This window comes from Singulisphaera sp. GP187 (assembly GCF_900129635.1).
In the GTDB taxonomy this organism is placed as follows: Bacteria; Planctomycetota; Planctomycetia; order Isosphaerales; family Isosphaeraceae; genus Singulisphaera.
Map to the genome: position 1 here is coordinate 5880571 of NZ_FSRB01000001.1, position 23012 is coordinate 5903582.

General features: G+C 63.6%; 19 protein-coding genes and 1 tRNA gene. 5 read left to right on the top strand and 15 right to left on the bottom strand.

Annotated elements, in window-relative coordinates:
• Window positions 1-23: 23 nt before the first annotated feature.
• The 5 genes from BUS42_RS23050 to BUS42_RS23070 form a co-directional block, all read right to left on the bottom strand.
• Window positions 24-827, bottom strand: a complete 804-nt coding sequence (locus BUS42_RS23050) for an amidohydrolase family protein (RefSeq protein WP_074310044.1) — start codon at window positions 825-827, stop codon at window positions 24-26.
• Window positions 824-1738 carry an amidohydrolase family protein gene (locus BUS42_RS23055; protein WP_074310046.1) on the bottom strand — a complete coding sequence of 305 codons (915 nt, stop codon included), beginning with the start codon at window positions 1736-1738 and terminating at the stop codon, window positions 824-826. The genes BUS42_RS23050 and BUS42_RS23055 overlap by 4 nt, the downstream gene beginning before the upstream one ends.
• Before the next feature lie 58 nt (window positions 1739-1796).
• Complete coding sequence (locus BUS42_RS23060; protein WP_074311373.1) at window positions 1797-2849, bottom strand: dihydrodipicolinate synthase family protein; 1053 nt, start codon at window positions 2847-2849, stop codon at window positions 1797-1799.
• A gap of 185 nt (window positions 2850-3034) precedes the next feature.
• Complete coding sequence (locus BUS42_RS23065) at window positions 3035-4066, bottom strand: NAD-dependent epimerase/dehydratase family protein (RefSeq protein ID WP_074311375.1); 1032 nt, start codon at window positions 4064-4066, stop codon at window positions 3035-3037.
• A 365-nt stretch (window positions 4067-4431) separates the two neighbouring features.
• On the bottom strand, window positions 4432-5127 hold the full coding sequence (locus BUS42_RS23070) for a coiled-coil domain-containing protein (RefSeq protein WP_143206440.1): 696 nt from the start codon (window positions 5125-5127) through the stop codon (window positions 4432-4434).
• A 927-nt stretch (window positions 5128-6054) separates the two neighbouring features.
• Here BUS42_RS23070 and BUS42_RS23075 point away from each other — a divergent pair.
• A complete protein-coding gene (locus tag BUS42_RS23075; protein ID WP_074310049.1) occupies window positions 6055-6663 on the top strand; it encodes a PEP-CTERM sorting domain-containing protein in 609 nt (202 codons plus the stop codon).
• A 385-nt stretch (window positions 6664-7048) separates the two neighbouring features.
• Window positions 7049-7129: transfer RNA gene (locus tag BUS42_RS23080), tRNA-Leu, on the top strand.
• Window positions 7130-7336: 207 nt separating this feature from the next.
• Here the strand turns inward: BUS42_RS23080 and BUS42_RS23085 are convergent.
• The 6 genes from BUS42_RS23085 to BUS42_RS23110 all read right to left on the bottom strand — a co-directional run bounded on the left by BUS42_RS23085 (window position 7337) and on the right by BUS42_RS23110 (window position 10939).
• Entirely contained in the window at window positions 7337-7741 is a 405-nt protein-coding gene (locus BUS42_RS23085; RefSeq protein WP_143206441.1) for a hypothetical protein, read from the bottom strand.
• A 144-nt stretch (window positions 7742-7885) separates the two neighbouring features.
• Window positions 7886-8107 carry a hypothetical protein gene (locus BUS42_RS42970; RefSeq protein WP_143206442.1) on the bottom strand — a complete coding sequence of 74 codons (222 nt, stop codon included), beginning with the start codon at window positions 8105-8107 and terminating at the stop codon, window positions 7886-7888.
• 254 nt (window positions 8108-8361) lie between these two features.
• A complete protein-coding gene (locus tag BUS42_RS23095; protein ID WP_074310055.1) occupies window positions 8362-8844 on the bottom strand; it encodes a hypothetical protein in 483 nt (160 codons plus the stop codon).
• 23 nt (window positions 8845-8867) lie between these two features.
• The gene (locus tag BUS42_RS23100) at window positions 8868-9413 is read right to left on the bottom strand and encodes an RNA 2'-phosphotransferase (RefSeq protein ID WP_074310057.1); all 546 of its coding nucleotides are present in this window, start codon (window positions 9411-9413) and stop codon (window positions 8868-8870) included.
• A gap of 11 nt (window positions 9414-9424) precedes the next feature.
• A complete protein-coding gene (locus BUS42_RS23105) occupies window positions 9425-10216 on the bottom strand; it encodes a DUF3050 domain-containing protein (protein WP_074311377.1) in 792 nt (263 codons plus the stop codon).
• 276 nt (window positions 10217-10492) lie between these two features.
• Window positions 10493-10939: a TIGR03067 domain-containing protein gene (locus BUS42_RS23110; protein WP_074310059.1), complete on the bottom strand. Its 447-nt coding sequence runs from the start codon at window positions 10937-10939 to the stop codon at window positions 10493-10495.
• Window positions 10940-11385: 446 nt separating this feature from the next.
• Here BUS42_RS23110 and BUS42_RS23115 point away from each other — a divergent pair, with 446 nt between their 5' ends.
• Complete coding sequence (locus tag BUS42_RS23115; RefSeq protein ID WP_074310061.1) at window positions 11386-14874, top strand: Tex-like N-terminal domain-containing protein; 3489 nt, start codon at window positions 11386-11388, stop codon at window positions 14872-14874.
• Between the two features lie 526 nt (window positions 14875-15400).
• On the opposite strand, the gene BUS42_RS23120 is transcribed toward BUS42_RS23115, so the two are convergent.
• Window positions 15401-17488, bottom strand: coding sequence for an alpha/beta hydrolase (locus BUS42_RS23120; protein ID WP_254053678.1), 2088 nt, complete (start codon window positions 17486-17488; stop codon window positions 15401-15403).
• Window positions 17489-18015: 527 nt separating this feature from the next.
• Here BUS42_RS23120 and BUS42_RS23125 point away from each other — a divergent pair.
• A complete protein-coding gene (locus BUS42_RS23125) occupies window positions 18016-19227 on the top strand; it encodes an ABC transporter permease (RefSeq protein WP_074310064.1) in 1212 nt (403 codons plus the stop codon).
• Between the two features lie 25 nt (window positions 19228-19252).
• Window positions 19253-19999, top strand: coding sequence for an ABC transporter ATP-binding protein (locus BUS42_RS23130; RefSeq protein WP_074310067.1), 747 nt, complete (start codon window positions 19253-19255; stop codon window positions 19997-19999).
• On the opposite strand, the gene BUS42_RS23135 is transcribed toward BUS42_RS23130, so the two are convergent.
• From BUS42_RS23135 to BUS42_RS23145, 3 genes are all read right to left on the bottom strand, one after another.
• Window positions 19925-20908, bottom strand: coding sequence for an NAD(P)H-quinone oxidoreductase (locus BUS42_RS23135; RefSeq protein WP_074310068.1), 984 nt, complete (start codon window positions 20906-20908; stop codon window positions 19925-19927). The two genes, BUS42_RS23130 and BUS42_RS23135, sit on opposite strands and share 75 nt — an antisense overlap.
• Window positions 20909-20920: 12 nt before the next feature.
• Window positions 20921-22144, bottom strand: coding sequence for an FG-GAP repeat domain-containing protein (locus BUS42_RS23140; RefSeq protein ID WP_074310070.1), 1224 nt, complete (start codon window positions 22142-22144; stop codon window positions 20921-20923).
• 291 nt (window positions 22145-22435) lie between these two features.
• Window positions 22436-22906, bottom strand: a complete 471-nt coding sequence (locus BUS42_RS23145; protein WP_074310072.1) for a four-helix bundle copper-binding protein — start codon at window positions 22904-22906, stop codon at window positions 22436-22438.
• Window positions 22907-23012 lie beyond the last annotated feature (106 nt).

A 23012-nucleotide genomic window follows, 5' to 3' on the forward strand; every position in this document is an offset into this window, starting at 1 on the left:
TCTCGTTCGATCGACGGGATAAATCAGGATTGCTTATTGATAGTGGCTCGCGTCTCGCGGAGCCAGTTCGCCGCGTTCTTCCCGGCGAGCTTGTCCTTCACGTCCTTGCCCGCGTCGAGCACCTCGAGCTTGAGCAGGGCCGGGTCGGGGTAGTTGAACGGCATTCCCGTGCCGAAGACGACGCGGTCGGCTCCCAGGTTGGCGATGAGCTGGCCGATCTCGTTGCCCAGCACCGAGTCGAGCCGGGAGATTTCGATCAGGTAGTTGGCCGGCAAGCCCCCCTCTTTGCGTCCCAACGGGGTGTTCACATAGCCGAGGCCGTTGAGTAAGACGAACCGCGCCTTCGGGAATGCCTTCACCAGCGTGATCACGTCCGCCAGCGCGACGTCGGGGACGTCGACCAGCCAGCTCCGATCCCGCGCGTCCTCCACGCGCATTGGGATCGAGATGATCATCTCTCGCTCTGTGGCCGCGTCGATCAGGTCGTGGCAACTCGGGTTGGCCAAGCGGTAGTTGTGCCATCCGGGATAGAGCCGAAGGCCCTTCATTCCCATCGTCTCGTGACACGTTTTGAGGTCGTCCCGCCAGCCGGCGTAGAAAGGGTTGATGACGGCGAAGGGGAACAGGCGGTCGCGATGGGGCTCGACCTCCGCGGCGAGCTCCTCGTTTCCTGCCTGCGGGTTGCGGTAGGTGATGGCGCTTGCGCTCGAGACAACCGCCTGATCGATCTGCTTCCGGTCCATCAGGTCCAGGAGCGACGAGGCGTTGTTGTGCCGCAACCGACGAAAGGCGAAGTGCCCCAGATACGCATTGAAGTCGATCCTCATGATTTTCGCCCCTTGAGGATCGCTTCCATGTTTCCCCCCAGGATTTGCTCCTTCGTCGCCGCGTCCAGGTCCGCGCCTCGGATCCGACCCACGCCCGCGGTCATCGACATGTCGCAGCCAAACAGGAGCCGATCCGCGCCCAGGGTTTTTACCGCAAACTCGACCACGCCATCATCCGTGACACTCCCACTGGTGTCGAGGTAAACGGTTGGTGCGTGTCGGAGCGCCTTGATCGTCCATTCCCAGTCTCCGCCGCCGCAGGCGTGGGCGCAGATGAGCTTGGCCTCAGGATAACGCCGCGCGAGTTCGGCGAAGTGCCCACCATCAGAAATATGAGGCTGATCGTTCAGGAAGTAGTGCAAGTGGCCGGCGTGGTGGAGGATCGGGACGCCCAACTCGATCGCGCGCTCGACGATCGGGAAGACGACCGGGTCTGTGGCAAAGAAGTCATTGTACATTTTGATGCCAACGAACCCTTCGCCCACGCAACGCTTGATGTCTTCGAGGGCCTCGTTCTTGTGCCCTGGGTTCACGAAGCAGTAGCCGAGGATCCGCTCGGGGAAGCGTTTCATCGCGTCGAGGGTCCAGCGGTTGCACTCCTGAAACCGGTCGGGCGGCGCCGGTCGTTTCGGGGTGAGGAGCGAGCAGCAGAGCTGGTCGATCCCGAGGCGGTCGGCCGCTTCCAGCAGCGCCTGGTCCTCTTGCTCCCAGGTCGGCCGGCTCCGGTGGGCCAGATGCCCGTGGCAGTCGATGACCTTCGGGCGTGGCTCTGGCTTGGACTTGTTCTCGGCTTCGGGTGCTCCCTGGACCGCGCGCCGGGTCAGGTCGGTCCCGAGGAGGGATGCCGCCGCGGTCGCTTGTTTGAGGAACCGGCGTCGCGAGGGGGGCGGCTCAGAGGCGGTCGGGGTCATGGCGGATCCTCAAAGTCGTCGATCGGCTCGGCCAAGGCCAAGGCCAAGGCCGTGGGAATCAGCCGTTGAGCCAGCGATCAAGGTGTTCGCGGACGAAAGCGTCGTCGGTCAGGTGGGGATAGGCGCGGCAGACCCGGTCGATCTCGTGCGCCTGGCCCGGCCCGAGGGTCTCGGCAGGGTCGAGGCACCAGAGACCTGCAAGCAACCCCTGGCGGCGGAGCACCTCGTGGATCCCGGCGATGCAGCCGGCGAACCCGTTGGCGGCATCGAAGACGGCCGCGTTGGCGTCGGTGACCTCAACATTGCGGCGGAGCATCTCGGCCGGGACCGCTGCATCCGCACCCGAGGCGGACAGCCGGTGACAGTCGTCGAGCAATTCGACGGCCCGACGGGTCCAAACGGCCCAGTGCCCGAGCAGGCCGCCGACGATTCGTCTCTCCTTGAGTTTCCCGTTCGTCTCGAATCGAAAGGGCGTCAGGAGGTCGATCACGATGTTGTCGTCGTTGCCCGTGTAGAGCGCCAGGTCGTCGCGTCCGGCCTCGACCACCGCCCGCACGACGTCCAGTGTCTGGTACCGGTTGAACGGAGCGATCTTGATCGCGACGACGTTTTCGATCTCGGCGAACCGCCGCCAGAACGAGAAAGGCAGGACTCGCCCTCCGACCGCCGGCTGGAGATAAAAGCCGACCAGCGGGATGACCTCGGCCACCGTCCGGACATGGGCGATCAGCTCCTCCTCACTCGCATCCCCCAGCGCCGCGAGACTCAGGAGGGCCGCGTGGTAGCCGCAATCGTGGGCGAGCTCGGCTTCACCTCGGGCCTGCCCGGTGCGGCCGCAGACCCCCGCGATTCGCACGAGTGGGTCGCCTCCACGGCGATCGGCCCGGTCCAGTTCCTCGGCAACCAGGCGAAGCAACGGCTCGAAGAGGCCGATCGCCGGATCGCGGATCGCGAACTGGGTGGTGTGGACGCCGACGGCCAGCCCCCCTGCCCCGGCTTCCGCGTAGTAACGCACCAGAGCCCGCTGCCGCCGCTCATCAAGCCGGCGCTCGGCCGTCAACGCCAGCGGGCACGCGGGAATCGCCAGCCCACGCCGCAAGAGTTCACCCATCCGAGCTTCGATGAGATTTGCCACGCGTCGACCTTCTCGATTTTCATGGAAGGAACAAATTGTCAGATTTGAACCACGAATAACACGAATGACACGAATGAAAAAAGAGATTGAATAATTTGATTTTGTTTTTGAATTATTTGTGTCATTCGGATCATTCGTGGTTAAGTCTTTGTTTTGATGATTTAGAAGGTCCCATCACGTGATTCAAAGTGGGTCGGCTTGCCCAGGCTCGTCCCTCCGCGCGAGACCCAGGCGGCGACTCGTTCGATCAAGCGATCGGCGTTCACGCGAAGCGTCCCGAGCCGCTGGATTCCTTGGCGGGCGTCGTTCAGCAACGCGGAGTCCGCCTCGGTCCCGAGGAGTCGAACTGGCCGGTTCATGAGCTGGCCCAGCCGTTCGGCCACGGTGCGGACCGACAGCCGCTCCGGGCCTGTCAAGTTGATGACCGTTGGTGGGGTGGCGGTATGCTCGAGCGCCCTGAGTGTCAAGGCGTTGGCGTCCCCTTGCCAGATGGTGTTCAGGTAGCCCATGCCCAGGTCGATCGGCTCGCCGGCCGCCACCTTCTGGGCCAGGTCGACCACGACGCCGTAGCGGAGCTCGCAGGCGTAGTTGAGCCGGATCAGCGCCATCGGAGTTTGCTGGGATCGACTGAACGCCTCGAAGATCCGCTCCCTGGCGAGGCAGCTCATCGCATACTCGCCGACCGGCCGGGGCGGATCCTCCTCGCGTGAGCCGGCGCTGGCGGCGGGGACCAAGCCGTAGATGTTCCCGCTTGAGAAGGCGACGATCCGGCTGTCGCGATACCGTTTCGCGACCAGGGCCGGCAAGTAGGCGTTCATCAGCCAGGTGGTCGCCTCATCCCCCGTGGAGCCGAACTTCTTGCCGGCCAGGTAGATGACGTGGGGGGCGTCCGGCAGCTTGCGCAGTTCCGCCTCGTCGAGCAGGTCGCAGGAAATCGTCTCGACGCCGTGCGCGGCGAGTCCCTCCTGGCTCCCCGGCGCCGAGAACCGCGAGACGCCGATCACACGCCTCGACGTTCCACTGGCGTCGGCCGCGCGGCGGGCCATTCGGGCCAAGGTCGGCCCCATCTTGCCGGCAACCCCCAGGAGGAGAATATCGCCCGGCAACCGGCCGAGCGTTTCGATGACTTCCACCGTCGGTTCGCTGAGGAGCGCTTCGAGTTCTGCCTCGGTCTCGATCGCCGGACTGTTCATCGTGACGCCACGCCCTGAAGGAAATCCATAAGCCGGGCCGATCACGGCCTCCGAGCGTAGAGTCCGCGATTGCGGACCCTCTTCGATTGCGGCCTCGTTGGCGGTGTGGTCCGCGATGATCACCCATGAGGGATGGTTCGCAATCGCGGACCCTACGGACTTCCGCGGTGTCAAATCCGCGTGGGACAACGAGAGAATCGAAGCTAACAACGTAGGGTACGTCACTTGGGCCGTTGGCTCAATCCATTCCTTCCCGAGGAAGTCGAAAGCCGGACTCTGGCTTCCGACAAGGCGGACCGAGCCTGGATCTCGACCGCCCCCGGTTCCCTCGGAGTTGATTCAAGGGGCTGACGCTTCCCCCCGTTTTATTGAAAGCCGCCGACCTGTCGCTGAAGTTCGCTCCGCCTGGATTGCTGCTCCTCGACCTTCTTCTTGAGGTCGAGGTAATTCTTCCGCACCTCGTCGTAGCGCTTCCTGGCGACCTCCAATGCCTCCCGACGTTTCTCATCGCCCCCTGAGGCCTCGTCGCCTTGGACTTCAAGATTCGCAAGCGTATTGGTTCGTCGATTTAATTCGTTCGTGATTAACGTCAGCTTTGCATTCAGGAGCTCGGAGTTGAGCGTGATCTCGTTCAACTGGCCGAGGAGTTCCGCCTGCTCGGGAGCCGGCTGTTGCGGACGCGTCGGGACGTTCCGAGTTGTCCTTGGATTCATGGACGCCGCGGCCAATTCTCGCTTGATCCGCTCCAACTCCACGGCCTGTTCTTCAAAATGCCGCCGACTCGCTTCCACGTACTGATGGAGGGCGGCGAGTTCCTTGGCCTGAGAATTCTCGACATCCTGGGACGGCTTTTGATTCACGATTTTGTCACGCTCCGCGCGATTCACGAGCATGATCGACTCTTTGAGGAGGACCTTCTCGGCCTCGTGATCGAGCTCCGCGAGTTCCAGCCTGGCTTTGAGCCGCGCGGTCTCTTCCGCCTGCTTGGCCACTTGTCCGATCGCGGATGAGCCCCCTGCCAGCATCACTCCCAGTACGAAAACCACCAATGCCTTCATCATTGAGCTCCTGACGTGATGGAGAGCGGGAATCGGGTTTGACGGTGTTGCTATGTCAAGAAATGTGTGACTGTTCTGATTGAGTGATGCAGCCGTCCACCTGCTCGACCCGGAGTGGCATTGGTGCTGGGCTGAATCCGGACGGCCAGGCGAGGGGGAACAGGAGGGACCCCTCCAGGCCGTCCCGACCCGACCTCGGTCTTGCCGAGAACGCCGCTTCGTCGGCTCCGCTCGGCCTGGTCGCTCAAGTAAAGCTCAAGCTGAACGAGAGTGGCCGTTGGGCTGCCCCGGGTTGAGCCTACTCCGAGGCGGTGGCATTCACAATCAGGAATCGGGCTCGTTTTGAAGTCAACCACGACTTGCTTCCAAGCTCAATCTGCGACGGCGGCGGGGCGTGGTTGGCAATCCGGTTTGAGCACCTGGCCTGGCGCGTGCAAGTTTTCGCGTGCTTTTCTGCAGTGCGGTGGGGGCAGACGTCGATTCTTGGGGGACCGGAACGGCTGGACTCAGCGGCTCGAAGCATCCGTGGGGCGCGCCTGGTGACGGCGACTCTGGAGTCGCTGCCCTCTCGAGGATGCGGAAGCTGAGTAAAGTTCCGTCGTTCGAGGAAATGGGGAGGTCTAGGCCGTCGCAACCTTGACGTTGAGTGTCAAGAAAGGCCACGACCACTTTTTTTTCCTGAGCTCGAGCGGGGCCGCATCGCGGTCAAATGAGGGCACGATGGACCGTGAACTCGACGGATGCGCCTTGTTTTCGAGGGGTCGTTGGCTGTTCTGGTTCGGTGGGTTGGGACGAAGCGGGTAGGCGCATATTTTGGGTCTGGTGTCAATAAAGGCTAACTATGGCCTTGTCGTGCGCATAAACTCGGGTATTTTAGAGGCCGCTGAACAGACGGACCGACGCCAGATTCGCATTTAAAGGAGTTGGCTCATGAGCTTGAAGCGCTTGACTCACGTTTTTGCATTTGCTTTCGCAATCCCGTTGCTGCTCGCCAGCCAGGCGAACGCGACCTTCACGATCACCCCGTTGACGGTCATCAACCCGGGCGGCGCCACGCCGAATATGAACTTCGTGTACAACTCGCTGGTGAACGCACCGCTGCCGACCACGGGCGTTCTCGGGCAGTCGTACAACTTCTTGTCGGTCAATGTCTTTCCTGGCGCGGCGAACGTCACGAACCAGGTTGTCCCGTACGACATCGTTTATCAGGCTACCGACAACACGACGCATGGTACGGCCACCTTCGAGGTGAAGGGACTCCTGACCCTGAATCTCGACGCGAGCGGCTCGGGGAGCCTGTACAACACCCCCGCTCCCGGTTTCCCGACCCCGTCGTTCACGCTGGGCAGCACGACCTACCACATCAATCCGGTCCCACCCAACTACACCTCGCCGACCTTGCTCAACGGCTCGGGAGGCACGGCCCAGCTTCAGATCAACCTGACGACCGTTCCCGAACCGAGCAGCATCCTCGTGATGGGCTTGAGCGTTGGGGTCGGCGGCCTGTTGTGGCGCCGCAACCTGGCCAAGAAGGCCTGAAGTCGCAACCCACCTCCGCTGCCTGCCCTGTCCCACGCGACCGAACCGCCTCTCGTACCCGCATGGATGCGTTCCGAGATGTGTGAACCCCTTTCGTTGCTCCTCGTCGCCCCCCGAAATCAAGTTTTGCCCCATCTCCGTCGCCCCTCCGAGCAGGGAAGGTCGACGGAGCTTTTTTTTCTCCGCCCGAGCCGTTCATGGGGCGGCCGTGATCGCTCCCAAGCTCAAGGTTCAGAATGGGGCGACTCGTGATGGACCACGTGCGCTCGAGTGATTAGAATGGTCGACGATCTTCCCGGCCGCTGTCCGTACAAAGCCACGGGGAGGTCGAAGAGTCGGGGGCGCCCGGGCCGATTGGCTCGCAGTACCTCGAAGTGAGACGTTCGCGAGAGTGGTGGAATGGCAGACACGCAGGATTTAGGTTCCTGTGCCGCAAGGCGTGAGGGTTCAAGTCCCTCCTCTCGCATTTAGGCGATAACTCTTGATAGTCAACGACTTGTAATGCGAATCGCCGAAGATCAATTCCCCGCCATGCCTCATCAATCTGCGTGGGTTCTATGGAAGAATGATGGAAGTCAGTGTCACATTTTGTCTGTGACTACTTCATTCTTGACCGATCCAATTACACTCTCCTCCCCCGCTACTGTCACAGCGGAACCCCAGAATTTGACTTCTATCTCCGGCTCACCCCGTACTTGCGTCCCAGCACCCATCGCGCTACCCTTTCCCGATGACAGACGAACACCGACCTCCAGGCATGATCGGCCCGTCGCCCTCCGAGCGCGGGCTGCCCGCCGTGCCAGCCGACCCGGCGCGCCATGCGACCCAATCCGCCCGCGAGTGGCGGGACGTGGCCGCTTCCTACGTCGGGCGGCGCATGAAGGAGCTTGGCATACCGGAAGACAAGATCGGCGCGGATGATCCCAGGGCCGGCAAGCCGTGGCGGGTCTTCGATCCCGATGAGGGGACGGGCGGCAGCATCTCCACCGGCATCGTCGTCGATTCCGGCGTGCTCAACCCCGACTTGCTGAAGGGGAAGAAGGGTGGCCGCATCTGGGCGAGCGAGAACCTTCGTCACCGCATCGACGCAATCATTGCGCATGAGTGGGCCGAGGATCAGACCCTCGACCACGACGAGGCGTTGAAAGCGGCGGCAAGTACCGAGCTGCCCGTCGGCGGCGGAGCGAGACGGATCTTGAGGGCGATGGCGAGGTCGTCGTTTTCAGTCCGTACTCATGGAGCGAGCGAAATCCCAGCCCTCACGCGTGAACCGGTAGAATTGCTCCCGGCCTCCCGTGAAGGTGTGGACGGCGACCATCAGCCCGGCGCGGGCCAGCTCGCGGTGCAACTCGCGGTTGGAATCGTTCACAGGCAGCTCGCCGTGCTCGACATGGCGGCGGAGCAGCGCCTGGGCGGCATCGGACAGGGCGGTCGTCTGGGGCATGAGTCCCTCCTTGTTGTCGCCATGATACCGGCGGTAGCGGAGGGGATGAAGGGCAGAACGGAAACGCGCGGCCCGTCTGAACTTCCCGATGGCGGCCTGATGACAAGGATTTGCCAAGACCGTTGGCAATACCCGCCCCCTGCCACTCCAGTCGTTGATGGACAGGTAAGAGACGTGATTCAGGGCCTCGTCGGAGTTCCACCCCTCCTCCCACAGGGCATCGCTCATGGTCTCTCACCGCACCATCTGCCTACTCACTTACCAGCGAACTCAGTAGATGCTAATTCGTTGAATTTGCCAGGGGCGAAATCGATTGCGCGTGTCTTGCCTTTCGGTGTTAGGAACATTTGCATGAGGGGAATTCCGTCCCTCGGGTCCGCCAAAACGACGGTCCAACCGTCCGCGTATCGCTTCGGTTGGTCGGAATCGAACGTTCCCCCGGGGCCTGCGTCGACTCGATAGCGCCCAATCCAACGGCCGGCGCCAGGGACCTTCAGGAATTTTGCCTCCGCGATCTTCTTCGCCTCGGTCCGGCTAATCGGGCGAATCCAGGTCATGACAATCGCGGAGATCGCCACGACCACCATCATAGTGAGGATCGCGAACCGCGGACGCAGGTGCCTCATGGTCGGTGCCTCGGATGCAAGGGCCTTGCCGTTGGCCGAAACGGCCAAGCGTGCGATCGCGTCGATGAGGCGGAATCCGGGGGAGGGCGATGGGCACCCGTTTGCCTTCATCGGTTCTGTGTCCCAATCGAACCTCAGGGGTCGGTCGACAGGTAATCGGGCGGGACGAATGCCGTCAGCCAGACTCCGTTGGTTGAGCATAAGAACGTGTGGCCATCCCGGTGCATTTTTCCGGCTGCGACCTTGAGGATGATGGGTCGGCCCCTTCTTGCGCCGACTTTCGTTGCCGTTTCGACGTCCTTCGACAGGTGAACGTGGTGCCGCTTCGCCTTGTTCAGGCCAGTGGCCAGGATTGACGTCAGGAACCGCTCGACCGTGCCGTGGTAGAGCAGCTCGGGCGGGACTCGCTCTTCCAACTGGAGATCGACTTCGACGCTGTGGCCTTGGTTGGCACGGATCATGTCGCCGGTCGCGTCGAACGAGAAGCGCCGCTTCTCGTTCGTCTCGACGCACTCGATCAACTCGTCGTCGCTGATCGGGAAGCCGTGTTTCGCGGCGGCGGCGAGCAGGTCGTCCACCGGCACCCACCCCCCTGGTTGGAGGGTCAGGCCGAGTTTCTCGGGCGAGTGACGCAGGTATTTCGCCAAATATTTGCCGACGGTGATCAGCCGCTTTTCCATGACTCTGGACCTCAATGGGGCCCGACCCGTTGCTTCTCGGCTCGAATCCGGTCGAGGATTCCGTCCCACAACGCCCGCCTTGCCTCGAGGCAATCGATGGCGGTTTGCTCGGCGAGTTGCCAGCGCGCCGGATCCGAGCCACAGAGGGAGTGCAGGAGCTGGTTCGCCATCGGGCCGTGCTCCTCGCTATCGAGGCCGATATGCCGATCGAGGTAGTACTTGAAGTCTTCGAGATCGCCGTCGGCTTGGATGTTCAGTTGGTCGACGATGCGTTGAAACACCGCGGGGAGCAAGTCTTCTCGGCCGAACGTAAACGCCGACGCGATCGCACAGAGGTTGTCGTCCTCAAGGATCCGGAACGTCTGCTGGACGAAACGGCGGGCGCAATCGGGGACGACGGGGGATTCGAGGGCGACCGCAACGGGCCTTCCTTGGTGAAGCTCGTTCAGGAAGGCGTCGATGGTACCGGTCTTGGCTCGGCAGCGGATCATGGCGCGGCGGTAAAGCTCGAAGTGGCTGACGAACCCGCCTTGGCCATCGTCGTCACTCTCCTCGGCGAGCACGATCTCATTGACGAGTCGACAGCCGCTCGGGTCGGCGGCGGGCAACCACGGGATCGCTACGCACGAGAGCCGCTGTTGCAGCGACTTGAGCAAGGACATGAAATCCCAGACCGCGAAGATGTGGAGTTCCATGAACACATGCAACGCCTCCAGTCGGTCGATTTCCTGGTAGAGCGGATGATGGAGCAAGGCGTCGCGCTGGGGGCCAAGACGCTCCCGGATTGAGTCGAACGGATTCAAAGGCGGTTCTCTCCCTCGATCAGGGCTCGGGTCGTTGCAGGCGCTCTCCTCTTTGAAGATCATAACGCGTCCGTGCGGGTTCGGGGCGGATCGCTCGGATCCTGGGTCGCCCGAGACGGCCCAAGGGAAGTCAAGGAGGGGGGCCGCGATCGAGAAACGGCGTCTGGTTCGCGAGAGAAAAAAGGAGGGGCCGCGAGGGAGAGAGAGCGCCGAGGAAGGTCGGCTTGGAGTCGGAACCATGCGGTGGGCCCGGTTTCCCTTCCTCGGTTGGGACGATCAGTTCTTCTCTCGTTTCAAGACGATCAGGCTCGGCTTCTCGTTTTCGCCCTCTTTGAACTCGGTCGGGCGGTCGTTGCCCGGGCCGCCGTTGCAGATCTTGATGGTGTCGTCGTCGACGAACTCGTAGAGGCCCTTATTGTCGGGCGACTCGTTTCCATCGGGGCCGACAAACTTGACCCAGTCGACGGTTTTGAACGGCTTGGCCGCCGCGTCGAGTTTGATCTCCCCCTTGATCTCAAAGGTTTGGCCGTCGGGCGCGGAGCCCGAGGCGGTGACAACGCTCCCCTTGATCTCGACCGTGAGCGTAATATTTTTCTCGGGGCCGAGCGAAGTTTTCCACTTGCCCTGGAATTTGGCGAGATCCCCTTTGGGGGCGTCGTCGGCCGCCGTGGCCAGAACCGGGAAGAGGATCGCGAACAGGGGGACGAAACGGAGCGCACGCATTGGGTCGGTACTCCACGCGACAGAAGGTTCAAATCGCCCCGATTCGGCTTGCCGGACGCTCTGCGCTCGGTGTTCAGGCCGTGGCGGGACGGGTTGCCCAGCAGTACCTGACCGCCGGCTCTTCGGTTTCAGATTCCCCCGCTCGAAGTCACTGGGGACGGGTCCGGATTGGCGATCGGGAGCCGTTCGCAAGGGGTTTGGGAAACTTTGCCTAGATTCTCTAATATGTTGCCAATCGCCGAACTGTTGGCCGACGCGGGAGTTTCGGTGCGCGGGATTGAATTGAGCCGACTTGACAGAGACGCGATCATCCTCTAGATTGGCCGGACCGTATCGACAACGGGTATTGCCCCGTGCGCTCTAAACCGCGACTTCAATACGCGGTGGCGGACACATTATTCCGCCTCGTCGTCGCCGTCTTTTTCTCATCTAGGTGCAAAGCCTCCATGGACACCCCGATTCAGGTCGACCTGGGCCGGATTGCGCAGGACCTTCAGATCCGGCGCGTGCAGGTGGAGAGCGTCGTCCTGTTGCTCGACGAAGGCAACACGGTGCCGTTCATCACTCGCTACCGGAAGGAACGGACCGGCAACCTGAACGAGGTGGCGATCCGGGAGATCCAGCTTCGCGTCGGTCGCCTCCGTGAACTTGCCGAGCGCAAAGAAACGATCCTCAAAACGATCGAAGCGCAAGGCAAGCTCAGTGATGACCTCGCTGCTGCCATCCGCCAGGCCGACAATCCCAAACGGCTCGAAGACCTCTACCTGCCGTTCAAGCCGAAGAAAAAAACCAAGGCGTCGGAAGCTCGTGACCGGGGACTGGAACCGCTGGCCTTGCGGATCTGGAACCGCGACGAGACCCTCACCGACCTGAATGCCGCCGCCGCGGAATTCATCAATCCCGAAAAAGAGATCGACAGCGCCGAGAAGGCCCTCGAAGGGGTCCGCCACATCCTGGCGGAGGCGATCAGCGAAATGGCCCCGGTGCGCGACGCGGTCCGCCGCGTCGTTTGGAAGACCGGCAAGGTCGTTACCTCGAAGACCGATATCCCGGAAGGGCAAGGCCTCGAGTACCGCGACTACTTCAACTACTCCGAGCCGATCTCGCACATCCCGCCGCACCGGGTTCTCGCGATCAACCGGGGCGATAAAGAAGGCCCGCTCAAGGTCAAGCTCGACGTCCCGCGCCCGGAAGTGGAGGCGGCGACTTGCTCGCAGCTCCCGCTGGAAGGTCACCCGCACTCCGAGTTCTTCCACTCGGCCGCGCTCGACGCCCTCGACCGCCTGCTGATGCCCAGCATGGAACGGGAAGTGCGCCGCGACCTGACCGACCTGGCCGAGCGACACGCGGTGGACGTCTTCGCCCGCAACCTTCGCAGCCTCTTGTTGCAGCCGCCGATTCCTTCGCAGGTCGTCTTGGCGATCGACCCCGGGTTCCGGACCGGGTGCAAAGTCGCCGTGCTCGACGGTCATGGGAACCTGCTCGAGCATGGGGTGATTCACCCGCATCCTCCCCAGAATCGCCGCTCCGAGGCCAAGGTCTTCTTGAAGGACTTGGTGGGTCGGCATCAGGTGGGGGTCATCGCCATCGGCAACCAAAGCGCCTGCCGCGAAACCGAAGAACTCGTCGCCGAAGTCATCGCCGAGGGCACGTTCTTCCACGAGAACCCCGGAGTGACCGACTTCCCCGGGGCGCCCGTGACCCCGAACACCGCACCGGCCCCGGAGCAATCGGCTCACGAGGACGAGGCGGCTGTTGACGAGGGAGCGGAAGCTTCCGCGTCTGACTCGGTCGACGAATCGGCACCAATCGCCGCCGAGGACGCGTCCGATCCGGTTGCGGACTCGGACCCCTCAGAGAACGGTTCGGACCAAGAGCCGGACGTCGCTCCGGGGGCAACCTTCGGCAATCCGGCCGAGGCCATGCCGCCGATCTCGGGTGGTGCCCCCGACTCGGGCCCCTCGTCTGAAGTGGAGCGATCGACCGAATCCGAGGCTGAGACCCCGGAATCCACGCCCGCTCCGACCCCGGAATCCACGCCGACCCCGGCGGGCGAAGCGGTGGCTCACGCTCCCACGGCCGAGCCGACGGAGCCCTCCCCTGCCCCGGTGGCAGCCGAGGCTGTGACGACACCGCCGACGGAGACCGAGGCGCCGGCCGAAGCTCAAGCTCAACCGGAAGGGGCCGAGACTCCTGCAGCGACTCCGGCTCCTGCCGCGGCCGCGGCACCGACTCCGGCCGCCCCGACCAAGCGTGAGCGGGGTCAGAAGCAATCGCAGCCGCGTCCGCCCCGGCCGAAGCCGGTGCCGTTGCCGCCCAAGCCGCACCCGGCCGACGTCCAGCTCGCGCAGTTGACTTACGTCATCGTCAACGAGGCGGGAGCCAGCGTCTACTCGGCCAGCCCGGTCGGTCGCGAAGAGTTCCCTGACTACGACGCCACGCTCCGTGGGACGATCTCGATCGGCCGGCGGCTCCAGGATCCGCTCTCCGAATTGGTCAAGATCGAGCCCCAGAGCATTGGGGTCGGCCTCTATCAACATGACATCAACTCCAAGCAACTGAAAGAGTCGCTGGAGTCGGTGATCGCCAGTTGCGTGAACTTCGTGGGGGTGGACCTGAACACGGCGAGCGTCCCGCTCTTGCGGCACGTCTCGGGTATGAATCAGCTCACCGCCCGACGGCTGGTGGACTACCGCAAAGAGAAGGGGCCGTTCACCACCCGCGAGCAGTTGACCCAGGTCGAGGGGATCGGGCCGGCGACTTACACGCAGGCGGCCGGGTTCTTGAAGATCCGCGATGGTGAGCATCCGCTCGACCGGACCTGGATCCACCCTGAGAGTTACGAGGTGGCCACCCGGCTGCTCGAGAAGCTCGGTTTCTCCGCCGAGGTGGTCCGCGACAAGGCTCAGCTCCCCGCGTTGCACGAAAAGTTGAATGAAGCCGACGTGCCGACCCTGGCGCGTGAGCTCGAGGTGGGCGAGCCGACCCTGCACGATATCTTCGAGGCCCTGGCTCGGCCGGAACGCGACCCGCGTGACGACCTGCCCAAGCCGATCTTCAAGAAGGGCGTGCTCAAGCTTGAGGATTTGACCGCGGGCATGGAGCTCAAGGGGACCGTCCTGAACGTGGTCGACTTCGGCGCGTTCGTCGACATCGGTCTCAAAGACTCGGGCCTGGTTCATATCAGCCAGCTTGCCAACCGTTACATCAAGAGTCCGCACGACGTGGTGAGCGTCGGCGACGTGGTGACGGCCTGGGTGATGGGGGTCGACCACGAGCGCAAGCGGGTCTCCCTGACGATGGTCAAGCCGGGCACCGAGCGTCCCCGCGGGGGACACGGACCTGGTTCGGAAGCCAGAGGCGGTGGAGGCGGTGGCCGTCGTGGCGCACCGGAAGGGCAAGAAGGACGAGGAGCCGGCGCCGGCCGTCCTCCGCGTCGCGAGGGATCGGCCCCGCCCGCTTCGCAGCAGCCGGCCGGTGCTGGTGCTGGTGCACCTTCCGCGGGTGGTCCTCCGGCGAGGCGCCCCGAGGGACCGGGCGGTCATCGACCGGGTGGGTTCCGTCCTGGCCAAGGCCAAGGGGGTCCCGGACGCGGTGGTGCTCGGTCCTCGCATGGTGGTGGCCCCGGGCGGTTCGAGCGCGCTCAACAGCCCCCTCGGCCCACTCTGCCTCCCCGTCCCGCGAAGCCGGCCCTGCCGCCGCCGCCGCTGTCGAAAGATGCTCTGGCGGGCAGTGTTCCGCTCCGCAGCTTCGGCCAGCTCAAGCAACTCTGGCAGGCTCGGGTCGACGAACCGGTCGAGGGGGAAACCCCTGCCGGGACCACCGACACCGGCGCAGAGCCGTCGCAGGCCCAGACGCCGCCGCCGGCACCGGCTCAGGAGGCCCCTGCCCCCACCCCACCGGAACCATCCGCCGGTGACGAGTCCGCGAGCTGAACTGAATTATCGCCGGTCCCTTCGGGGGCCGGCTTTTTTTTCGTTTCGTTCGTCGGGTAGGCCCGGCCTTCGACTTTCCCGAGGTCAGATGACGCCGGCTCTCATTGAGGGCCGGCTTTTTTCGTTGGCCAAAGCGGAAACCGTGGTGGGCCGTGCCCACCCTCCAAGAGAATTCAGGCCCTTGCCTCTCTTGCAGGGTGGGCACGGCCCACCGTCTTTGTGGCCTTTGATGATGATGTTATGTCTTAGCGAGGTTGATCGACGAGTTGCGCACCCTCTCGATGGGTTAGCCCCCATCTTTTTTCAACGACCCGCCAGAGTGCGAGGAATCCCCCTCGTTCCCACGGTCCTCCGTGGGAATGCCGTCCCCGACGCTCCGCGTCGTCTGGCCCTCGCAAGCCGAGGACGCAGAGCGTCCCAGACTTCATTCCCACGGGGGACCGTGGGAATGAGTTGCGAGAGGCTTCCTCGCCCTGGATCGGGTCATTGTCTTTTTTCTGGGGCCGTGATCAAATCAAGCGTCTCTTTACTTCGCCGGCGCCTTGGTTTTAAGCTTCCAGGTCTCATCGAAGTAGCCGGACGTTTTCGTCACTCCGCTCTCACCGTCGACCTGAATGACGGCGTAATCCCCCAGGTGTGGGTAGAGAAGCGCGTTGGTGCCCGCGAACTCTTTGGCGCCGAAGGTGTGGCCGCTGTTGACCACGACGTAGCGGTGGGGGTTGAGCGGACTGAGCGTGATCAGCACCGGTGCATGGCTGTCTGCCCGAAATTGGCCCGCCAGATCGACTTCGGTTTGTGACCAGCGCAAGGGCAGGTCGTTGAGCACTCGGGCGAGGAGGCTGTTCGAGCCGGGGTCGCCGAACAGGACGAGGTGGTACGCTTCGATGTCCTCGGGGGTGACCTCCGTATCATTTTTGATCCGGACCTCCCCCCGCATCCAGCGCCTCCAGTCGTTGGCGAACTGGTCGAGGCGGTCGTCGGCCCATTTCTGGACGTGGGGATTCCAGGGCTTGCCCGTCCCTCGCACGCACAGGAAGGGGCCACTAAAGGCGTCGTCGATCGGGCCTTGGAGGTTCCTCCGCTTGCCGCGCTCGGCGTTTTCCTGGAGCCGGCGCGAGGCGTCGTAGTCGAGCAGGTTCCATTCGTCGCCGTCGCGCTGGAAGTAGACGTAGGGGAGCAGGCCCCGGACCGCCCCCTCGAGCGGGAATTCTTGATCGCCCAGGCGGATCGTCTCGGCGGCGTGGCGCTCGACTCCGAGCACGGCGACGTTCTCGATCTTGGTCACGACGGCCACGTTCCCTTGCAACTCGGCCTCGACGGACGCCTGGCGGTAGTGCTCTTCGAGTTGCTCGATCGAGAGCCAGGCGGCCTGGTTGTATTTCAGGGTCGAGGTGACGAAGCGGATCCGTTGCGGGTTCAGGTTCGCGCCCTGCTTGGCGTGGTCGTCGTGGAACTCCTTGAGGATCTTGGCACTGACCGGATCGACCTGGTGTCCCATCTTGGCCCCGACCACGCGGAGGAAGTCGATTCCTTCGCCGCGGGTGAGTAGCCCTTCGGTCTTGAAGGTGTAACCCAGGGCTTTGAGGGCCTCCTCGATGTTGATCGAGGCCTGGCGCTGGGGATCGTTTTCGCCGCCATAGCCGACCATCGGGACGTTGAACGCGTTGGCCGCGTAGTCGACGGCGTCATAGATCCGGAGTGCCTCGGTTTGATACTCCGGGATTGCCTTGAGCTTGGCGTAGTTCTTGGTCTCGGAGAACCCCGCGCCCGCCTCGACCGACGACCAGAGGCTGGGGTGATGTAGCCCGAGGTGCCAGGCCCCTGCCCCTCCCATCGAGAAGCCGCGGAGCACAATCCGCCGATCATCGATCGAATGGTTGCGCTTGACGGCCGCGATCGCCTCGAAGACATCGGTCTCGCCGGCCCAGCGATAGGCGTTGTTCGTCCGGCCGAAGACGTGGAGGACAAGCGTTCCGCCGGCGGCGGCCTCGGTGTCGGCCGGGGCGGCCTTGCCGTCATGCCCTTGGATGAAGTTGACTTCGGTGAGCGACTCGCCGCGGCCGTGCAGGACGACGTCGAGCCGTAGCCGGCGCTTGGGGGCGGCGGTTGCGTTTGCTTCGCCTTCGAGGTCCGGCGGTACGATCACGGCGTACGGCTGCACCGAGCCATCCACCTTGGAGAAATAGCCGCGGATCGCAGGGCCGGGAGCCTTGGTCCAGGGCTGCTGACCGTTGGCCGCCTGGTGCGCTCGCTCCAGGCCGCGGTCGATGACCTTCAAGGTCGCCGCGACATCCTTCTTGGCGAAGAACTCGTTGAGCCGGAGCGTCCATTCGGCGGCCTTTTGATAGATCGCGACGTCGGCGAAGGCATCGCGCTGCGCTCCCTCAGCCTGCGGAAGCTCCGCGATGGCCTGGGTCAGCACGGCGAGCCGGGCCTCGATCTCCCCCTTCTCCTCGGCGGTCGGTTCATACCGTGGCGGCTTCTTGAAGGTCGGTTGGGCCCGCGCCGAACTCATCGTGAACCCGATCAACGTCAAACTCAGCAGAATCGACCCGCGCAAGATTCGCCCGTTCATCAGCACACCCGGTTTGCGACTTTGAGGGAGATCATCCACGCAACGAGTTCCGGATTGTAACGCAGCCGGACCCCCTTCCACACACAACCCACTTTTTTTCCGGCGGGTCAGGCGGATTGGATCCCTGTCTCCCGTCGGCCGGAGTGATCGGGCCCCAAAGTTGCTCATGAAATGGAGTGAGGTTACGCGTGGCGTCACCCCGATTTGCTTTGTGTAACCTCTGGTTTTGAAAAGATTTAGACGGCTTTGTCGTTCGGCGGGGTTGTGCGGTTGCCTCCCCTTGGGGGGCTTGAGGTCGGAACGTTGTGGCGGAGGCCGGCCGACGGGTGCGGAGAGGGGACGCGAGCGAAGTCCCCTTGGTTCCTTGGGAGGACTGGCTATAATCCTCAGATGCTATGAGACTTGGAGCGTACTGGGTGGGTTTTGTCCGTCGGGTCTCGACCGGGTGGACTAAAAACCTCTGCCTTCCTATTTGAATTGCCGACGATCGATCGATCCCTGAAGCATTGATTTGCGACCGACTCAGGAGTTCGGCCCCCTCGCCTTGAAAGGGATGGACGGAGCCTATGGGTTCGTTTGCCTGGCGCAACCTCTTGACCCGCCCGCTGCGGACAATTTTGGCGTTGATCGGCCTGTCGATTCCGATTCTCGGCGTGATGGGCCTGTTCAGCGTCTCGCAGGGGATGCGGAATCTGGTCGGGGATACCCTCAGCCGAGTCGAGGGGGTGATGGTCCTCCGCGAGAATTCGCCGAGTCCGGTCTTTAGCGACCTCGAAGCGGATCTGGCCGTGACGCTCAAGGGGATTCCCGGCGTCCGCGTGGTGGCCCCCGAAATCTGGAAGGTCGCGCCGAACATCGAGGGACGAACGATGTTCAGCAAGCTGATGGGGGGTGGAGGGGCGAAGAGCATCCTCGACCAACCGGTGATCCAGGGGCAAGACATCGTCGCCCACCAAGGTTTGAAGAGCGCGGTCTATCCGCGTGCGATGAAGGAACGCAACGGCGAGGGGCGATTCCTGGTCGCCGCCGACAAGAACAAGCCGAATATCGTGATCAGCAAGAAGCTGGCCAAAGACTACCCCGGTGCCGATGGCAAACCGAGGAAGGTGGGCGACTCGCTGCAGATCGGCGGCCGGCCGTTCCACGTCGTCGGGATCTACGATACGGGGTCGATGCTCCTGGACGTCGTGGTCGTGATGGATATCGGCATGGCCCGAGACCTGATGGGGGTCTCGAAGGACATGGTTTCAAGCTACTATGTTGAAACCGATGATGCGACCAAGAACGACGAGATCTCGCAGGCGATCGAGAAGGCGCTCCCTCGGGTCGATGCGCGGAGCATGTCCGAGTTCATGGCCAATTTCGGGTCGATGATGGGCCAGATCGATAAGTTTTTGATGATGACCGTCAGCCTGGCGCTCCTGGTCGGCGTCGTCGGGATCATCAACACGATGCTGATGAGCACGACCGAGCGATTCGTCGAGTTCGGCGTGTTGCGGACCAACGGCTGGTCTCAAGGGAACATCCTGACCTTGGTGACGCTCGAGAGCGCCTATCTCGGCTTGCTCTCGGGGGTTGTCGGGTGCATCCTCGCCTTGGTGGGGGTGATGGTGGCCAACCAGTTCGTCGATGGGGGCGTGCGGCTTTCAATCCCGGCCTGGCTCTACGTGCTCGGGATTACGCTGTCCGTCGTTACGGGAACGCTGGGCGGTCTCTATCCGGCGTGGCGGGCGGCGCGGCTCGTGCCGATGGATGCGATCCGGGTGGGATCGCACTGACCGATTGGGATGAGCAAGGTGAGCGATGATTGACGTGGTCGACGTGCGGAAGTCGTATCGAAGCGGAGACCGTACGGTCGACGCGCTCCGTGGGGTGCGTTGTCGCGTGCCCAAGGGACGGTTCGCGTTTATCGTCGGCCCGTCCGGGTCGGGCAAGAGCACCCTGCTCTACCTGCTCGGAGCGCTCGACCGCCCGACCTCCGGGTCGATCCTGGTCGAAGGGCAAGACCTGACCACAATGTCCGAGGCCGAGCAGAACGCGTACCGCCGCGATCGGGTCGGGTTCATCTTCCAGTCGTTCAACCTGATCAGCAACCTGACGGCCGTCGAGAACGTGCTGGTCCCGTTCCTGCCGCGCGGGATGACGCCCGAGCTCAAGCAGCGCGCCGAAGACTTGCTCAGAGACGTCGGCCTGGGCGATCGGCTCGACCACCGTCCCTACCAGATGTCGGGCGGCGAGCAGCAACGCGTGGCGATTGCACGCGCCTTGATCAAGGATCCGATCCTCGTGCTGGGCGATGAACCGACCGGCGAGCTCGACTCCAAGACGGGGGACGAAATCTACCGGATCCTCCGTCGGCTCCAAGTTCAGCGGGAGACGACCCTGGTGGTCGTCACCCACGACCGGCGGTTTATCACCCCGGACGACCTCGTCCTGGAAATCCAGGACGGGATCCTCAAAATCGACGACGGCCTGTTAGAGCCGGAGGATGACCTTCCCGAATCCATGATTGGATTCGAGCCGGGTCTGCGCCGCCCGGACGTCGTCTAGGTCGAAGACTCGGTCGACGATCGGGCGAATCAGGCCGCGTTCGAGCCAGGGGACGACCCGGTCGGCGAACCCGCGAGTCACGAGGATCTTCTCCTCGAGCGGGCGGGCCCGGAGCGTGGTCGCGATCAAGCGGATCCGCTTGCGCAAGAGCGTCGTCAGATCAATGGACGCTGATCCTCCGCCCAGTAAGCCGACGACGATGAGTCGACCGCACGTCGCCAGGCTGGCCACGTTGTCCGCGAGTACGGCGGCCCCGAGCAAGTCGATGACGAGGTTGACGCCCTGACCGCGCGTGTGCCGGCTCACGGCGTCGGCCAAATCTTCCGAGTTCGAGTGGATCCCGAAGTCGAGGCCCAACGCTTTCGCCTGCGCGAGCTTGTCGGCGGTGCGGGACGTGCCCAGGACGATGCAGCCCATCGCGTGGGCGAGCTGCACCGCCGCCGACCCCACGCCGCTGCCGACCGCGTGGATCAGGACTCGTTCGCCAGGCTTCACACCCCCTTGCGTTTCCAAGGCGTCGTGGGCCGTCATGAACACTTCGGGGACGGCCGCGGCCTGGACGAAGTCGAGGTTCGCGGGGATCGGCACGACCATTCGCTCATGGCTGAGGACGTACTCCGCTTGCCCGCCCCCGCCGACGATCCCGAAGACGCGGTCGCCGACCTTGAGGGGCCCAACCACGTTGGGGCCGAGCTCGTCGACTTCACCGGCGTATTCGAGACCGGGGATATCGGCCGGAACCCCCGGGGGTGCGGGGTAGCTGCCCCGGGCCTGCATCAGGTCGGCCCGGTTCAAGCCGGCGGCCCGGACCCGGATCCGGACCTGGTCGCCACACGGCTCAGGGGTCTCGACCTCGGCAACTTCCAGGGCCTCTGCGCCCCCGAGCTTGGTGATAACGATCGCTTTCATGAGGGGAATTCTTTACGGCTTGACCCGGTTCCAGTAGATCCGCACGTTGTGCGTCGAGCGACCTCCTGCCACGATGTCTTCGCAGCCGTCGCCATCAAGGTCGGCCGAGACAAGGTCCTCGGTGCCGACGCCTCCATTGTCGATCACGTGACGGGTAAAGGCCAAGGGGGTTGAACCGGGACTCGGGTCATAGACGAGGACCCCGGGCCCGGCCGGGTCGCGATTTGCATCCTTGCTCTTATCGCGCTGGCCGATGATGACTTCCTGGTCGCCGTCGCCATCGAGGTCCGCGCACCAGACCGCATGGCCCCACTGCACCGGTTCGTCGATGACTTGGCGGTCCCAGAGCCCCGTCCCCGCTTTCGGAGGCGTGTAGACCACCACCTGGAAGCCGTGCCAGGGCTCGATCGTGGCGATGTAGCGGCGCCCGTCGGCCAGACGCCCGACCTTGACCTCACTCGCCCCCTTGAACGGGGTCGCCTCCTGGTTGCCCGACCCGAGCTTCGTCTTCGACCAGCGCCCGCTCGCGTCGCGTTTGAGCACGAAGACGCCTTCCCAGGCGGCCAGGACGATCTCCTCCTTGCCGTCGCCGTCGAAGTCGATTGCTTGGAGGTTATGAATCGTGTGGAGCGTGTCGTCGGCGACCTCCATCGGCCACGGATCTTTCTCAGGGTGCGCGGGGACCGAGTAAACCTGGACCCGCACGCCCTTCCCCTCACCCCAGTTCGGCCCTTTCGTTTCGCGTCCCTGCAGCGGGACGACGATGAGCTGCGCCTTGCCGGTGCCCAGCACGTCCCCCCAGCGAATCCGGTGGATCGTGGGCTCGGAACCGATCGGAATCACCTGCCAAGGGGCGTCCCCTTCGCCGGTGCGGCGGAGCCACTGAAGCGTGCCGCCCGACTTGGTGTTGGCCGGCTGCCAGCCCGCCCCCAGCGCGAAATCAATCTTGCCGTCACCGTCGATGTCGCGAGCCTGGATGCAGACGTTATCTTTCTCGGTAATTCCCTTGATGATGGTATGTTTTTCCCAGGTTGGGTTCGCGAACCAGACGACGGCATCTTCCGTCACGGCGACGACGTCGAGCTTGCCGTCACCGTTGACGTCGGCCGTGGTCACCGCATAGCAGACGTTGCCGACGTGCGGGTCGAGTTCCTGGCTGCGAAAGGCCGGAAACTCGGCCGCCGAGAGCGGGGCGGACAAGGCGATGAGTAGAGGCAGGGCGAACCTCGAAGACACAGCAATCTCCTCATAGCTAGGACGAACCAAGGACCGATTTTTCAGGATGCCCCAGAACCGTCGCCGACGCCAGCAAAAAAACGCGCAAGGCCGGAGGCGCCGGGCCGGTCCAAGGCGTTCTCGAGCGGTTTCCGCCTCGGTGGTTGCTGGCCCCCTCCCTGGGATCGCGGGCGTCCCGCCCGCATTCCCATTTCCTCGAGAAAGCATGTGTCTCATCCATCCGAAAACCGCTCGAATCGTGGTAGGGCCGGCCCGGCCGTCCTTCCCCAACGGGTCGACGTGCGGATCGGCTCAGTTGGCTCTGAGTTCGGTCTTGCCCGCCATCTTTGCAACCATCGCACGGCAAGATTTCTCGCAATCGTGGAGCGACTTGGTCGCGGCCTTCATCTCGGCGGAATCGAACTTGCCAACCTCCGCGGCCGTCGCCTTGCAGGCGTCCGCGCAAGCGTGGCACGAGGAGGCCATCAGCGGACTGTGTTTGGCGATCATGCTGGCCGAGAGACTGCAGAACGCCGCGCAATCCGAAGCCAGGTGAAGCGCCTTGGCGTGCTCCTTCTTTCCTGCGGCCAGTTCCTTGAAACAGTGGTGGAAGGTGATGTCGCAGGCCTTCGCGCAGTCGGCACACGCCTTGTAGCAGTCGGCGTGGGCCTCGTCGAGTTGACAACAGTTCTCCCCGCTCGCCGTTTCGTCGGCCCCGGCGGACATCGCGGTCAAGCCAATCGCACCGGCTCCGACCATCCCAAGCATTTCGCGGCGATCCATAAGTGTCTCTCCGTAAAGGGGGAACGCGTGCCGTTGTGAGCAAGATGTTTGTGTCAGGACGGTCCAGAACAAGACGCGTCGTCACCTTGCTCGAGTCCGATGAACA